Raw genomic sequence first — 14,626 nt, 5'->3', positions numbered from 1 at the left:
GTCGCGAAACCCGGCCGGGCTGCCCCCCGCCCTCGATCTGTCCCGAACCGCTCAGGCGTTCGGCATCGGACCCGGGTCCTGCGCCGGATCGGCGGGGGGCAGTTCGCCGAACCGCCACGACGAGGTCGCCTTGCCGGGCTTGTACACCACTGGTAGGTCCGCACCGATCTGCGGCCACGGATCCGCGTCACCGAGCACCAGCGTCCCGTAGACCTCGGCGGGCTCGGTCTGCGGACCTACGATCGTGCCGGACACGGTGCAGAACCGCTCTCCTTTGGCGTCCCCTTGGTCCGGACGCTCACTCACGCCGGTGACCGTGAAGGTGCCCTGCACGAACTGCGCCGCGCGCGCACCCGACAGCCCTTGCGGGCTGCGGCCACGCTGCCACTGCACGACGAGCGCCACCAGAACCGCCGCGATGACCACCGTGAAACCGACCGCAAGCAACATGTGCGTCAGCCTACCGGGCGGCGTCGGGCAAATCGGACGTTCGCCGGGTCCGCAGTGAGTGGTCCACGGCTGGGTGGTCGGCAGCCGGGTGGCGCTACCCTACCGGCATGCCACACGACAGCGCTGCCACCGGCCACGGGCTCCCCGACGATCTCGAGCTCGCGTTGTCGTTGGCCGATTCGGCGGATGCGTTGACAATGCAACGCTTCGGGGCGATTGACTTGCGGGTGGACGACAAACCCGATCTGACGCCGGTTTCCGACGCCGATCTGGCCTGCGAGACGATGGTGCGGCAACGCCTCGCTGCGCGTCGCGCCGACGACGCGGTCCTCGGCGAGGAGTTCGGCGGCGACGCGGTACTGCGCGGTCGGCAGTGGGTGGTGGACCCCATCGACGGCACCAAGAACTTCGTCCGCGGCGTGCCGGTGTGGGCCACCCTCATCGCGCTGCTCATCGACGGCCGACCCCGGGTCGGGGTGGTCTCGGCTCCCGCGCTGCGACGACGTTGGTGGGCTGCGGAAGGGCTGGGCGCGTTCACGGTGTTCGACGGGCAAGAGTTCCCGCGTCGGCTGTCGGTGTCGGCGGTCTCGGAACTGTCGTCGGCGAGCCTGGCGTTCTCGAGCCTGTCCGGGTGGGCCGAGCGAGGGATACGCGGTGAGTTCATCGCACTCACCGACCGCGTCTGGCGGGTTCGCGGGTACGGCGACTTCTACAACTACTGCCTGGTCGCCGAGGGCGCCGTCGACGTCGCGGCCGAACCCGAGGTCTCGCTGTGGGACCTCGCCGCACTCGACATCATCGTGCGGGAGGCGGGTGGACGCTTCACCTCACTCGAGGGCGCCGACGGCCCGTCCGGGGGCAGCGCCGTGGCCACCAACGGCCCGTTGCACGGCGCCGTAGTGGAAGCGCTGCGGCCGACGACCCGATAGCGCATATGGGTGATCCTGTCCGTTCGGGGAGTTCTGCGCGCCGCACTCGCGGCCTAACGTCGGGAGAGATGCACAGAGCAGCGCAACACAAAGGAGTGGCGCCATGGCTTTTCCCGCACTCGCGCATGTGGCGGTCACAGTGACCGACCTCGCGAACAGCACCCGGTGGTACGCGGCGCTGTTCGGCGCAGACCCCGTACTCGACGAAGACGAGGAGTCTGGCGACTTCCACCACACGGTGTTCGCCCTCGACGGCGGCATGCTCTTCGGGCTGCACACGCACACATCGGCGGATCCGGATGGTGCATTCGACGAACGCCGCCCCGGCCTCGACCATGTCGCGTTCACCGTGACGGCAGACGATCTCGAGACCTGGACACGGCGGCTCGACGAGCTCGGGATCGCCCACAGCGGCATCAAGCACGCGCACTACGGATCGGGGATCTCGTTCCGCGACCCCGACAACATCGCCCTCGAGTTCTTCGCACCGCCGAGCTGAGATCCGGGGGGGCGGAGCAACCGAATCAGAGTTCGGTTGCCGACTCCTCGTCGAGGACGACGAAGTCGGTGGAAGCCGCCTTCATGTCCGCGAGCCGGCCGTAGTGCACGCCCGAACCGGCGTCGGACAGGATGGCCTGGTGGATAGGAACCGCGACCCGCGGGGCCATGGCACGCAGGTAGTCGACTGATTCGCTGAGTTTCATCCACGGCGCCGCGGACGGCAGGGCGAGGACGTCGATCTTCTCGAACGGGATGTAGAACGAGTCGCCGGGATGCATGAAGCGGCCGGTCATCGACTTGGTGTCGAGTACGTAGGCGACGTTGTCGACCACCGGGATCTCCGGATGGATCACTGCGTGCCGACCGCCGGTGAACCGCGCTGTTACCGGGCCGACCTGAGTGTGCGAACCGGCGTTGGCAATGGTCCACGGACCGGCGACGTTGTCCTCGTTGAGCTGGGTGGCCGTCTGCGGATCGGCGAAGCGCACCGCCTGCGGGTTGGCCGCGATCAGGTCGGGCAGCCGGTTGACGTCGCAATGATCGGGGTGTTGGTGGGTGATGAAGACGGCGTCGAGGTCGGTGAGTCCCTCGAAGCCGTGGGAGAAGTTGCCCGGGTCGAAGAGGATCTTGGTGTCGTCGATCTCCACCAGGACGCACGAATGACCGAAGTGTGTGATCTGCATGCATCCCACTCTGCTCTCCTGCGCAGCCGACGTCACGTCACCGCGGCGGGTCGGTGTCACACCACGAGCAGAGTCACACCACGAGAGGGAAGAGACCCCAACCGAATCCGGCATCGAGTATTCGCACAAGTCCATAGCCCAGCCACACCACGAGCACCGACATCGCAATCCGGCCGGTCAGTACGTGCTGCACCCGCCGCAGAGCACCACCGCCGGTGAGTGCCGTCCACAGCGCGATGGCGGTGACGATCACCGCCACTGCCATGGACAGCGGCCCGAACCAGTTGAACCCGATCGCTCCGACGACGTCTCCGTGTCCGAGGGCCACCCAGCTGCGGGTCAGCCCGCAGCCCGGACACGGCAGACCGGTCAGATGCGCGAAGGGACACACTCCCGGACCGCTCGACAGAGTCGTCGGCGACACCGCGACGGCTGCCCCCATCGCCGCGACCCCGACCGCCGCAACCGCGACGGCGGTCCCCCGACCCCCGCCGGCCTCAGTTCGTCCCCCGGGTATCGCTTCGTCCCCCTGCGGCAGTGGGGGCGCGAAACGATACCCGGGGGATGAACAGCCGGGGCGAACAGTCACCCGACCAGAGTAGTGCGTGACAATTTACTTACCGAGGAGTAAGGTCTGTACTTACTATCGAGTAAGATAGGGGCCGACGCCACACCCGGCACGACCCCGACCGCCCGAGAACAGGCTGGTGAACCATGACCTCACAAACCGAAGCGCGGCATACCGAACCCCGCGATACGTCCGCCGTCGGAAAGAACCCGCATCCACGCAATTTCATCGGCACCGCAATGCGCGTGCTGACGACGGTCACCGGGTCGGAGTTCGCCGAGAAGTACAAGATCCGCGAGCCCCTCAACCGTATCGCCTACCAGGGCACCAAGACCGGCTTCCAGACGCTGGGCGCGGCCAACCGCGCGTTCCAGGCGGCGCAGGGCGGATCGGGTCAGGCCAAGCGGCTGACCACCTCGCCGAAGGGGTACTTCAACCTCACCCCCGACGACGAGCAGCAGATGATCGCCGAGACCGTTCGGGAGTTCGCCACCGAGATCCTGCGACCGGCCGCGTACGACGCCGACAACGCAGCCGCGGCGCCTGAGGACATCCTCAAGCGTTCGGCAGAGCTCGGCATCACCATGATCAACGTGCCCGAGGAGTTCGAGGGCGCCGCCGCCGAGCGCGGCGTGGTCACCAACGCACTGGTGTCCGAGGCGATGGCCTACGGCGACATGGGGCTGGCACTGCCGCTGCTCGCGCCGAGCGGTGTGGCCACCACACTGACGAATTTCGGCACCGACGAGCAGCAGCGCACCTACCTGCCCGACTTCGCCGGTGAGGACGTACCGCAGTCGTCGGTCGTGATCGCCGAACCGAAGCCGTTGTTCGACGCCTTCGACCTGGGCACCAAGGCCACCCGCGTACCCAGCGGGTACCGCCTCAACGGCGTCAAGTCATTCGTCCCGGCGGCCGGGTCATCGGAACTGTTCATCGTGGGTGCACAGCTCGACGGTCGTCCGGCGCTGTTCATCGTCGAGTCCGGCACCAAGGGCCTGATCGTCGAAGCCGACCCGGGAATGGGTGTGCGTGCGGCCGGCATGGGTCGACTGCTGTTGCAGGATGTGGCCGTCCCCGAGTCCGCGCTGCTGGGTGGGGCCGACGGTGAGGCCGCGTTCTCGGCCTACCGCGATGTGGTGCGGCTGTCGCGTCTGGGCTGGTCGGCGTTGGCCGCCGGCACCGCGAAGGCAGTACTCGACTACGTGATCCCCTACGTGAACGAGCGCGAGGCATTCGGCGAGCCGATCTCCAACCGGCAGGCCGTCGCCTTCATGGTGGCCAACATCGCCACCGAGGTCGATTCGATCCGTCTGGTCACCCTGCGTGGCGCCGCCCGCGCCGAGCAGGGCCTGTCGTTCGCCCGCGAGGCGGCACTGGCCCGCAAGCTGACGATCGACAAGGGTCTGCAGATCGGACTCGACGGCGTCCAGCTCCTGGGCGGTCACGGCTTCACCAAGGAGCACCCGGTGGAACGCTGGTACCGCGACCTGCGGGGCGCCGGCATCGGCGAGGGCATCGTCGTCCTGTAAGGGCGCGACGGATTCGGTGAGGAAACCACTATGAACATCAATCTCGAACTCCCCAAGAAACTGAACGCGACGATCGATCAGGCCCATCAGGCCGCGGCGGAGATCTTCCGTCCGATCTCGCGGAAATACGATCTGCGCGAGCACGATTACCCGGTCGAGCTCGACACCTTGGCCAGCCTCTACGACGGCCTTGCCGAGGCAGGCCAGGCAGGCGCAGGCGCCGACGGCGGACGCAGCCAGCAGAAGTCGGACAAACCCCGCCCCGAAGGTGCGGTGGTCAACGGCGGCAACATGCAGTCGGTCATCAACACGATGGAGACATCGTGGGGCGATGTCGGCCTGATGCTGACCATCCCGTATCAGGGCCTGGGCAACGCCGCGATCGCCGCCGTGGCCACAGATGAACAGCTCAAGAGCTTCGGCAAGGTGTGGGCCGCCATGGCCATCACCGAGCCGAGCTTCGGTTCCGACTCCGCAGCCGTGTCGACCACGGCCACCCTCGACGGCGACGAGTACGTACTCAACGGAGAGAAGATCTTCGTCACCGCCGGATCCCGCGCCACCCACATCGTGGTGTGGGCCTCGGTCGACAAGAGCCTCGGACGTGCAGCCATCAAGAGCTTCGTCGTACCGCGCGAGCACCCGGGCGTCGAGGTGGTGCGCCTCGAACACAAACTCGGTATCCGAGTCTCGGATACCGCGGTGATCCGGTTCGAGAACTGCCGCATCCCCAAGGACAACCTGCTCGGCTCACCGGAGGTCGACACCAAGAAGGGCTTCGGCGGTGTCATGCAGACCTTCGACAACACGCGGCCGATGGTCGCGGGTATGGCGGTCGGCGTCGCGCGTGCGGCCCTCGAGGAGCTGCGTCGCATCCTGGAGGAGGCCGGCGTGCAGATTGACTACGACCGCCCTGCCGCCGATCAGCACGCCGCCGCTGCCGAGTTCATTCGGATGGAGTCGGATTTCGAGGCCGCATACCTGCACACGATGCGGGCTGCCTGGATGGCCGACAACAAAGAACCGAATTCGCTCGAGGCATCGATGTCCAAGGCCAAGGCCGGGCGCACCGGCACCGACATCACCAACAAAGTGGTGGAACTGACCGGCACACTGGGCTATTCGGAGCGGCTGCTGGTGGAGAAGTGGGCTCGCGACTCGAAGATCCTCGACATCTTCGAGGGCACCCAGCAGATCCAGCAGCTCATCATCGCCCGTCGCGTGCTCAACAAGAGCAGCGCCGAGCTGAAGTAACGACGAACGTCCCGGGCCGCCCTCCGGTGGTCGAGTAGCCTTCCCTCCGGCAGTTGAGGCCCCCTCACTCCGCCGGTCGAGGCCCCTCACTCAGCTGGTCGAGGCCCCCTCGCTCGGCCGGTCGAGGCCCCCTCCGCCGGACGAGGCCCCCTGCGCCGGTCGAGGCCCCCTCCGCCGGACGAGGCCCCCTGCGCCGGTCGAGGCCCCTCCGCCGGACGAGGACCCTCACTCCGCTGGTCGAGTAGTCCTCGAGCCGCTAGGCGAGAGGGCTTATCGAGACCACCTGCGCCACAACTGGTCCGAGCGCGCCACCTGCTCGCTCGTTCGTCATGATTCGACGTCGGCGGGCACCACCAACAGCGGCGTCTTCCGGTTACCGATCAGCTGCTGCGACACCGACTGCCCCACCAGGGAATCCAGATATGACAGCAATCCGCCTCGTGGGCTCCCGACGACGACCATCAGCGCGCTGTAGCGATCGGCAACGGTGGCCAGCAGCTGCGCCGGGTCGCCGTGACCGCTGTGGTAGGTCCACGACGCTGCGAGACCGTCGAGCAAATCCTTGGCCTCGGCGGCGTCGGACATCAACGTCGCCCGCAGCTGATCACCCCAGTCCGGGGCGTCCGGATCGATTGGTGTGTCGTCGATGTCGACCACATGCACCACATGGACATGTGCATCGAGCCTACGGGCCAGATCCACCGCATAGCGCACGGCAGCCGTGCTGGTCGGCGACCGGTCCCACCCGATCACCAGACTCGCCTGCGCGGGACGCCTCGCGGCGGGCCCTCGGATTCGTCTGCGCAGTGGCGCATCCCCGGGCCGCAGTCCGTAGTCGACGTCATCGTCGCTCATCGCCATCCCTCTCACTCGCCGCGGTGATCACACCGCCCACGCCAGTACCAGACCCGCGGCGCATGCCACCGCGCTGCCCACGACCGAGGCCAGGGCGTTGGCGGCGGCCGACAGCGACCGCCGTTTCTCCGCCAGCCGAACGGTTTCGAAGCTCGCCGTGCTGAAAGTCGTGAATCCACCACAGAATCCGGTACCGACCACCGCTTGCACATCCGAATCGAGGGTGCCGAACATGACGGCGCCGGCGATCAGCCCCAGCAGGAACGAGCCGCTGACGTTGATCACCAGGGTCGCCCACGGAAAGGTCGTCGCCCGCCGGCTCTTGACCGCGCCGTCGAGGACGAATCGCGCACCCGCGCCCAGCGCCCCGGCGGCCATCACGGCCAGGACGATCACGACACCTCCCCTGTCTGTCGACGCAGTGCCGCTCCGGCCACCGCGATTCCCGCCCAGGCGCACACGATGCCGGCGACGACGCTCGCCAGTCCGTATCCCATCGCCAGTGGAACCGCTCCGCGATGCGACAGCAGCGACATCTCCAATGCGAAGCTGCTGTATGTGGTGAAGGAGCCACAGAACCCCGTGCCCAGCAGCAGCCGCCACCGGCGACGCCAACCGGCGTCCTCACCGGACCGCGCCAGCCCCTCGAGGAGGGCCCCGAGCGCGAACGCCCCGATCAGGTTGACCGCGAACGTCCCCCATGGCCATCCGGTGTCGTGGTGGGGCAACAGGTCTTCGACCCAGTAGCGCAATCCCGTTCCGCAGGCACCGCCGAGCAGAACCCAGAGAATCGCCGTCGGCCGCAGATGCAGCGGTCGAACGGTGTCCGGATCTGTTGGTAACTCGGCGTGCGTGTCGGCCGGCAGTTCGTTGGGTGAAGTGTCACCCGAGATGTGATCAGAACCCATGCATCAGCCCCATCCGTCTGTCGGACCAGGAACTATCAGCCGGCGGCGGCGGTTCGGGCCCGTCGTCCACGACGATCGGGTCCGGGCGAGATCCATCACCCAACCGACACCCTACCGTCCACCGCCAGTCATCCGCCCGATCGACCCAACTGGTTCTGACCGACGTCGCACAGGTACCGAGAACGCTGCTGTCGTCTCGCGCCCGGAACCGCGGCTCAGCCGCCGAGTTGCTTGGCGAGATCGGCCAAGACGTCGGGGTCCTCGATCGTCGACGGCACGGTGTACTCCTCGTGGTCGGCGATCTGACGCATCGTCTTGCGCAGGATCTTGCCCGAGCGGGTCTTCGGCAGGGCGGGCACCACGGTCACGTCCCGGAAGGTTGCGACGGCCCCGATCTCGTTGCGCACCATGGCGACCAGCTCGCTGCGTAGGGTGTCGGATTCGATCTCGACGCCGGCCTTGAGTACGACATATCCGCTGGGCCGTTGCCCCTTGAGGTCGTCGTGGATGCCGATGACGGCGCATTCGGCCACGGCCGGATGCGAGGCGACGACCGCTTCGATGCTGCCGGTCGACAATCGGTGTCCGGCAACGTTGATGACGTCGTCGGAGCGACCGAGGACAAAGACGTAGCCATCGGCGTCGACGTACCCGGAATCACCGGTGAGGTAGTACCCGTCGAACGCGGCGAGATAAGACTTGTGGAATCGTTCCTCGTCGTGCCACAGGCCGGCCAGGGTTCCCGGCGGTAGCGGTAGTTCGATGACGATGTTGCCTTCCGCCCCGGGCCCCAGCTTCGTCCCACCGGCGTCGACGATGCCGACCCGATAACCGGGCACGGGCACCGTCGGCGATCCGGCCTTGATCGGCATCGGCTCCAGGCCACGCAGGTTCGCGGCGATCGCCCACCCGGTTTCGGTCTGCCACCAGTGGTCGACCACCGGGACCCCGAGGGTCGCGGTGGCCCACTCGAAGGTGTCCGGGTCCAGACGCTCCCCGGCAGCGAACAGCGTCCGCAGCGTGGAGGTGTCGTACTTGGCGAGTTCGGCGGCGTCCGGATCGGCCTTGCGGATGGCCCGGATCGCAGTGGGCGCGGTGAACAGTGCGGCGACCTGGTGGTCGGCGATGACCCGCCAGAATGCGCCGGCGTCCGGGGTGCCGACCGGCTTGCCCTCGTACATCACGGTCGTCGCACCGACCAGCAGCGGCCCGTACACGATGTAGGAGTGCCCGACCACCCAGCCCACATCGGATGCGGTCCACCACACGTCGCCGGCACCGATGTCGTAGATGTTGCGCATCGACCAGGTCAGCGCGACCGCGTGGCCCCCGTTGTCGCGGACCACGCCCTTCGGTTTTCCGGTGGTGCCCGACGTGTACAGGATGTAGAGCGGGTCGGTCGCCGCCACCGTTGTCGGGCCCGTCGGTTCGGCATCGGCCATCTGGGCGTCCCAGTCCAGCCAGCCGTCGTGGTCGGCCGCGCTGCCCGCGACCTCCTCGCGGTCCTTGACGATCACCGTCGCCGGTGGCGAGGCGCAGAGTTCGAGGGCCTTGGCCACCATCGGTAGGTACTCGACCGTGCGTCCGGGTTCCAGGCCGCCCGACGCCGTCACGATGGCGACGGGTTCGGCGTCGTCGATGCGTGCTGCCAGCTCGGGTGCGGCGAATCCGCCGAACACCACCGAATGCACCGCACCCACGCGCGCGCAGGCGAGCATCGCAATGGCCGCCTCGGGGATCATTGGCAGATAGATCACCACGCGATTGCCCGCCGCGACGCCGCTGGCCGCGAGCACTCCGGCAAACCGCGACACCTCGTCGAGGAGCTCGGCATAGGTATAGGTACGCACCGTCCCCACCATCGCCGAGTCCCAGATCATCGCGGTGCGGTCGCCGTGCCCGGCCGCGACATGCCGGTCGAGCGCGTTGTAGGAGGTGTTGAGGGTGGCATCGGGATACCACCGGTAGAACGGTGCGTCCGAGTCGTCGAGGGCGCGGGTCGGTGGGTTCACCCACTCGACGGCCTGTGCGGCGTCGAGCCAGAAGCCGTCCTGATCGTCGCGTGCCCGCGCGAACGCGTCGCTGTAATGCCCCATCGCCGTCGCATCCCTCTCCGAGTTGTCGGCCGCCGTAACCGTGCCGTGGTCGACTACGACCCTATCGATGTGGTCGTTGCCACGACGTTGGATTGCCGAGTGCGCGGTCAGCGGTCGCTGCGCTGCGACGGAAGGTGGCGATCGTCGCCGGGCTCCGTTCTGACCGCTTCGGTGACCTCGCGCAGAAATGCCCGGACCACCTGTCGGTGTTCGACAGAGAGGTCCGCCACCACACCCATCACGCGACCGATGAGCGGGCCGAAGAACTCCCATCCCATTGCGCGGGCGTCGTCGGTGACCCGCAGAATCACCCGGCGCCGATCGACCGGGTCCCGATGCCGCTCGACGAGCGGTCCCACTCCCTCCCGCCGCGCCGACATCCGGTCGACGAGGGCGGTCACCGACGCCGAGTTCAGCCGCAACCGGTCCCCCAGCCACCCGGGGGTGGCCACCCCACCTTCGCGCTCCCGATCCAGCAACGCGATGAGTGCACGCACATCGGTCGGGTGCATCGCACGCTCCGCCGCGAAGGCAGCCCCCTCCAGGTCGAGTGCGACGGTGAGCTCGCGGATGGCGTGGACGAGCTCGAGATCGGAGTCTGCGACCCGGTCGGGAGTCGATCGATCGGGCACCCTCCCACCTACCGTTTCTCTTGATCAGCGATTATCTTGATGAACAAGCTACCTCAGGGAGGACAACGCATGGCTCAACCGAAGGCGAAAACCGTCGCGGACTTTTCCGCGTCTGCAGCCGGCGCCGCATTTGACGATGCCTATGCGCGCCTCTTGCGGCGCTGGCCGGACGACACGACGACGAGCGAGACCGAGGGTCGGTTCGGCACCACGCACGTGACGACAGCCGGGCAGCCGAGGACAACCGGCGCAGCCGATGCACCTGCGCTCCTGCTTCTGCACGGGGGTGGCGCCACCTCGATGGCGTGGACCGCGTTGGCCGGCCACCTCGCCGGCGGCCATCGGGTGATCGCGCCCGACATCATCGGTGAGCCCGGGCGGAGTCGGAGCACCGGCGACCGGTTCCGCAGCACCGACGACCTCTGTGACTGGATCGACGAGGTACTCGACGACAGCGCAGCGCCCACCGTCGACGTGGTCGCGCACTCCTACGGCGCGATGATCGCACTGGCGTATGCACTTCGGCGTCCCCACCGGGTCCGGCGTCTGGTGCTGCTCGACCCGAACTCATGCTTCGCCGGAATGTCGGCGGCCTATCTGATCCGGGCCTTGCCCGTCCTGCTCCGACCCGACGCCGACCGGCAGCGTCGGTTACTGGTGTGGGAAACCCAGGGCGCCGACCTCGACCCCGATTGGCTCACCGTGACGACCACCGGCGTCGGATCATTTCCGTCGGCCCGGCCCGTCATCCCCCGCCGACCCCGACCACAGGATCTCCGGGCACTCGACGCCCACCGGGTCTCTGTGCTCCTCGCCCCCGACAGCCGGGTGCACGATGTCGCCCAGGTCGCGACGAATGTCCGCGCTGCGCTACCGACTGCGGCAGTGGTCACGTTGCCGGCCGGCACCCATCACACCCTCCCGATGTCGCCGAGCGACCATCTCGAGGCGGCACTCGACGCGGCCTTACGCTGAACTCAGTACAGCCACTTGCGGAACTCGGGTTCGGCGTAGGCCTTCTCGAGTTCGGCCTCGTCGAGTTCGGGCATCAGCGCCTTGGTGAGCTTGGCCGTACTCGGCACGGCGTCGGGTTCCCAGGTCTCCGGGCGCCACAGGTCGGAGCGGAGAAATGCCTTGGCACAGTGGAAGAACACTTCCTCGACGTCGACTTCCAGCGCCAGCAGCGGACGCACTCCCTTGACGGTGAGCGCGTCGAAGTAGTCTCCATCGTCGACGATGCGGGCGGTCCCGTTGATCCGCAACGTGTCTCCCCGTCCCGGGATCAGCGCGACCAGACCCACGTGCGGATTCTGCAGCACGTTCAGATACCCGTCGACGCGGCGGTTACCGGGCCGTTCGGGCAGCGCGACGCGGTGTTCGTCGAGGACGTGCACGATCTTGCCGGCTGGGTCCCCTTTCGGTGAGACGTCCATCCGTCCGGAGGCATCGGAGGTGGCCAGAAACACCATCGGACACGCCGCCAGCCACTCGACATGCACCCGATGCAGGGCGGGCCGAACCTTGTCGATCACCTTCTGATGCGGGTGTCCGACGATCTCGCGCAACTGCTGCTCGGTGGTTATCTGCACCCCACCATGGTCGCACTCAACAGAGTCACCGGATCGCCGAGTCCGCCATCGTGACGCTGGTGTGTACCTCGAGCTGGCCGGTGACGGTGCGGTGCACCGGGCATCGGTCGGCGATCTCACCCATGCGCCGGATCTGGTCGTCGTCGAGCGGGCCGGTCAGGCGGATCTCGCGATCGACGAACTCGATCCGACAGGGACGACCCTGTGCGTCGACGCAGTCCTTCGAGTGGCTTCGACGATGCCGCAACTGGACCGCCACATGTTCCAGCGGCAGACCCTTGCGTTCGGCGTACATGCGCAGCGTCATCGACGTGCACGCGCCCACCGCAGACAACAGCAGGTCATAGGGATTCGGACCGAGGTCGTCGCCCACCCCGAGCGGTTCGTCGGCGACCCAGAAGTGCCGCCCGGCCTGAATGCTCTGGGTGAGATGCCCGCGGTCGGATTCCTCGACGAGCACGGTCCCGCCGGGTGGCGGTTCGGATTCGGGTGCCACGACCGCGGGAAGGTATCGGGATGCCCACGCGGCCAACACGTCGGCGGCGTACTCGGCGTCCGCGTGTTTGCTGAGCAGATGGTCGGCACCGTCGAGCGCGACGAAGCTCTTCGGATGGCGGGCGGCGGTGTAGATGCGACGCGCGTTGTCGATGTCGACGACCTTGTCGAGTGGCGCATGCATCACCAGTAATGCGCGGCCGAGTTCGGGCAGGATCTTCTCGAGGTGCTGTTCATCGGCGTCGGCGAGGAGATCGGCACCCACGGTGAAGGTCCGCCCGGCCAGGGTCACCTCGGCTTTGCCCTGCTCACGGATCCGCCGCAGCGCGTCGTCGGAGAAGACATGCCGGATCTGCCCCGGGTTGAACGGGGCCGCGATCGTGACGACGGCGGTGATGTCGGGCAGACGCGGGGCCGCGGCCAACGCGGCCGCACCACCGAAGCTGTGCCCGATCAGCAGCCGCGGCGCCGCGTGGCGGGCGCCGAGCGCCTCCGACGCGAGGACGAGGTCTTCGACATTGGAGGTGAACGTGGTGTTCGCGAACTCCCCGTCGCTGGCCCCCAGGCCGGTGAAGTCGAACCGCAGCACCCCGAAACCTCGCTCCACCAGGCGTCGACTGATCCGGGACGCGGCCATCACGTCCTTGGAACAGGTGAAGCAGTGTGCGAACAATGCGTAGGCGCGGGGCTCGTCCTCCGGCCGGTCGAGCCGCGCAGCCAATTGCGTACCCGACGATCCGGTGAAGGTGAAGCGCTCGGTCCGAGTCATGGATGCCATCCTGCCCGACGACGTTGTTTACTCGGTCGTGGCGATCCACGTCTGACACCGCGGGCGCACTGCCATGATGGTGTTGGCCTGATGGTTACGCGGCGCGAAAGCAGGTAGGTGCGCATGGTCGACGTCATCACCCACATCACCATCCGACGGCCGGTCGCCGACGTCGCGACCTACGCCCAGGATCCGGCGAACGCCACGCACTGGTACGCCAACATCGAGTCGTCGCGGATGCGCACACCGCCGCCATTGGCGGTCGGCTCACAGATCGCGTTCGTCGCCCACTTCCTGGGCCGCCGACTCGAATACACCTACGACGTCGTGGAGATGGTGCCCGAGCATCGGTTCGTGATGCGGACCAGTGACGGCCCGTTCGAGATGGAGACCACCTACGAGTGGGAGCGGCTGGACACCGAGTCGACGCGGATGTCGCTGCGCAACCGCGGGCAGCCCACCGGCTTCGGAGCCGTCGCCGCCCCGTTCATGGCGTGTGCGATGCGCCGGGCGAACACCAAGGATCTGCGCCGGCTCAAGGCAGTGCTCGAACACTCCGACTGACCCCGCCCAACCGCACCACCGATAGCGGAAAAACATGGTGTGAGCAGTACAAACAGGGTTACGCGGAGCCCCCCGGGCGACTATCGTCAGGACATGGACCAGTCCGCGTTCTACGGGGTCGTCGCCGCGACGAATTTCACCCTGCTCGGGCTGTGGTGGGTGGCGATCAAGGACCGCGGCGACCTCGGCGGAGGAACGAGAGCCGGACGCCGCATGGCCTATCTGGTGTCCCTGCAGTTCGTGATCCCGGCCGCCGTGTCGCTGCTGGCGCAGGTGGCTCCCGAGATCGCCGATGTGTGGCGAGCGGCGTTCACCGTGGCCGGAATCCTGGGCGCTGTCGGCATCACCATGCTGGCCCACCAGTTCGCGCTGCGCACCGACGCGCGGGTGCTGCCGTGGATCTTCGTCTGCGCCGGTGTGCCGCTGTATCTCGCCGTTGTGGTGGTGGCCGTCTGGCCGGGGTTCGCCGACGCGGTGAATCTTGCGCTCACCCCGATCGAACTCGAAGGGCTGTTGTTGAGCCTCATCGTGGTGCTCGGCGTCAACGAGGCGTGGTTCGTCGCGATGACGCCCCGTCGCGGAATGCCGGTGCGCTGACACCGTGGGCGCCTGCAGCCCGCGGACCCGAACAACAAAGAACCCTGCCAGGCTTTGTCCGGCAGGGGTTCTCGTGGTGGTAGCGGGGACAGGATTTGAACCTGCGACCTCTGGGTTATGAGCCCAGCGAGCTACCGAGCTGCTCCACCCCGCGTTGCTGACCCCACTGTACACATCTCCCGCCGCGGGTGAAAATCGCGTCCC

General features: G+C 67.6%; 17 protein-coding genes, 1 tRNA gene and 1 riboswitch. Of the genes, 7 read left to right on the top strand and 11 right to left on the bottom strand.

Annotation, left to right across the window (positions count from 1 at the left end):
* Nucleotides 1-51: 51 nt before the first annotated feature.
* Nucleotides 52-450, bottom strand: a complete 399-nt coding sequence (locus VX037_RS01700; protein ID WP_235724559.1) for a hypothetical protein — start codon at nucleotides 448-450, stop codon at nucleotides 52-54.
* A 107-nt stretch (nucleotides 451-557) separates the two neighbouring features.
* Here VX037_RS01700 and hisN point away from each other — a divergent pair, with 107 nt between their 5' ends.
* Nucleotides 558-1,379, top strand: a complete 822-nt coding sequence (gene hisN / locus VX037_RS01695; protein WP_235724560.1) for a histidinol-phosphatase — start codon at nucleotides 558-560, stop codon at nucleotides 1,377-1,379.
* 103 nt (nucleotides 1,380-1,482) lie between these two features.
* Complete coding sequence (locus tag VX037_RS01690; protein ID WP_235724561.1) at nucleotides 1,483-1,878, top strand: VOC family protein; 396 nt, start codon at nucleotides 1,483-1,485, stop codon at nucleotides 1,876-1,878.
* A gap of 25 nt (nucleotides 1,879-1,903) precedes the next feature.
* Here the strand turns inward: VX037_RS01690 and VX037_RS01685 are convergent, their stop codons facing one another.
* Nucleotides 1,904-2,563: an MBL fold metallo-hydrolase gene (locus VX037_RS01685; protein ID WP_235724562.1), complete on the bottom strand. Its 660-nt coding sequence runs from the start codon at nucleotides 2,561-2,563 to the stop codon at nucleotides 1,904-1,906.
* 73 nt (nucleotides 2,564-2,636) lie between these two features.
* Nucleotides 2,637-3,005 carry a DUF2752 domain-containing protein gene (locus VX037_RS01680; RefSeq protein ID WP_235724563.1) on the bottom strand — a complete coding sequence of 123 codons (369 nt, stop codon included), beginning with the start codon at nucleotides 3,003-3,005 and terminating at the stop codon, nucleotides 2,637-2,639.
* 272 nt (nucleotides 3,006-3,277) lie between these two features.
* Between VX037_RS01680 and VX037_RS01675 the strand changes: the two genes are divergently transcribed.
* Together VX037_RS01675 and VX037_RS01670 are read left to right on the top strand one after the other, a co-directional pair.
* Complete coding sequence (locus VX037_RS01675; protein ID WP_235724564.1) at nucleotides 3,278-4,663, top strand: acyl-CoA dehydrogenase family protein; 1,386 nt, start codon at nucleotides 3,278-3,280, stop codon at nucleotides 4,661-4,663.
* A 30-nt stretch (nucleotides 4,664-4,693) separates the two neighbouring features.
* The gene (locus VX037_RS01670) at nucleotides 4,694-5,917 is read left to right on the top strand and encodes an acyl-CoA dehydrogenase family protein (protein ID WP_328712997.1); all 1,224 of its coding nucleotides are present in this window, start codon (nucleotides 4,694-4,696) and stop codon (nucleotides 5,915-5,917) included.
* Between the two features lie 327 nt (nucleotides 5,918-6,244).
* On the opposite strand, the gene VX037_RS01665 is transcribed toward VX037_RS01670, so the two are convergent.
* From VX037_RS01665 to VX037_RS01645, 5 genes are all read right to left on the bottom strand, one after another.
* On the bottom strand, nucleotides 6,245-6,772 hold the full coding sequence (locus tag VX037_RS01665; protein WP_235724566.1) for a universal stress protein: 528 nt from the start codon (nucleotides 6,770-6,772) through the stop codon (nucleotides 6,245-6,247).
* A 27-nt stretch (nucleotides 6,773-6,799) separates the two neighbouring features.
* Entirely contained in the window at nucleotides 6,800-7,168 is a 369-nt protein-coding gene (crcB, locus tag VX037_RS01660) for a fluoride efflux transporter CrcB (RefSeq protein WP_328712996.1), read from the bottom strand.
* The gene (gene crcB, locus VX037_RS01655) at nucleotides 7,165-7,680 is read right to left on the bottom strand and encodes a fluoride efflux transporter CrcB (protein WP_328712994.1); all 516 of its coding nucleotides are present in this window, start codon (nucleotides 7,678-7,680) and stop codon (nucleotides 7,165-7,167) included. The genes crcB (VX037_RS01660) and crcB (VX037_RS01655) overlap by 4 nt, the downstream gene beginning before the upstream one ends.
* 19 nt (nucleotides 7,681-7,699) lie before the next feature.
* Nucleotides 7,700-7,789, bottom strand: a riboswitch (Fluoride riboswitch).
* Between the two features lie 106 nt (nucleotides 7,790-7,895).
* Nucleotides 7,896-9,845, bottom strand: coding sequence for a propionyl-CoA synthetase (locus tag VX037_RS01650; protein ID WP_435948551.1), 1,950 nt, complete (start codon nucleotides 9,843-9,845; stop codon nucleotides 7,896-7,898).
* A 38-nt stretch (nucleotides 9,846-9,883) separates the two neighbouring features.
* Nucleotides 9,884-10,408 (bottom strand): MarR family winged helix-turn-helix transcriptional regulator, encoded by a 525-nt coding sequence (locus VX037_RS01645; RefSeq protein ID WP_235724570.1) that lies wholly within the window; start codon nucleotides 10,406-10,408, stop codon nucleotides 9,884-9,886.
* Between the two features lie 69 nt (nucleotides 10,409-10,477).
* Here VX037_RS01645 and VX037_RS01640 point away from each other — a divergent pair, with 69 nt between their 5' ends.
* A complete protein-coding gene (locus VX037_RS01640) occupies nucleotides 10,478-11,383 on the top strand; it encodes an alpha/beta fold hydrolase (protein WP_235724571.1) in 906 nt (301 codons plus the stop codon).
* Between the two features lie 2 nt (nucleotides 11,384-11,385).
* On the opposite strand, the gene VX037_RS01635 is transcribed toward VX037_RS01640, so the two are convergent.
* Both VX037_RS01635 and VX037_RS01630 read right to left on the bottom strand, forming a co-directional pair.
* Nucleotides 11,386-11,997, bottom strand: coding sequence for an MSMEG_1061 family FMN-dependent PPOX-type flavoprotein (locus VX037_RS01635; RefSeq protein ID WP_235724572.1), 612 nt, complete (start codon nucleotides 11,995-11,997; stop codon nucleotides 11,386-11,388).
* A 25-nt stretch (nucleotides 11,998-12,022) separates the two neighbouring features.
* Nucleotides 12,023-13,261: a bifunctional alpha/beta hydrolase/OsmC family protein gene (locus VX037_RS01630; protein WP_235724573.1), complete on the bottom strand. Its 1,239-nt coding sequence runs from the start codon at nucleotides 13,259-13,261 to the stop codon at nucleotides 12,023-12,025.
* A 123-nt stretch (nucleotides 13,262-13,384) separates the two neighbouring features.
* Here VX037_RS01630 and VX037_RS01625 point away from each other — a divergent pair, with 123 nt between their 5' ends.
* Together VX037_RS01625 and VX037_RS01620 are read left to right on the top strand one after the other, a co-directional pair.
* A complete protein-coding gene (locus VX037_RS01625; protein ID WP_235724574.1) occupies nucleotides 13,385-13,825 on the top strand; it encodes an SRPBCC family protein in 441 nt (146 codons plus the stop codon).
* 93 nt (nucleotides 13,826-13,918) lie between these two features.
* Entirely contained in the window at nucleotides 13,919-14,422 is a 504-nt protein-coding gene (locus VX037_RS01620) for a hypothetical protein (RefSeq protein ID WP_235724575.1), read from the top strand.
* A 77-nt stretch (nucleotides 14,423-14,499) separates the two neighbouring features.
* Here the strand turns inward: VX037_RS01620 and VX037_RS01615 are convergent.
* Nucleotides 14,500-14,576 (bottom strand) — tRNA-Met (locus VX037_RS01615).
* Between the last annotated feature and the right edge of the window lie 50 nt (nucleotides 14,577-14,626).

Source organism: Gordonia sp. Z-3 (assembly GCF_036233855.1).
Lineage (GTDB): Bacteria > Actinomycetota > Actinomycetes > Mycobacteriales > Mycobacteriaceae > Gordonia > Gordonia tangerina.
Note: the sequence above shows the minus strand (reverse complement) of the source record. Positions and strands in the feature narration are given on the sequence as shown.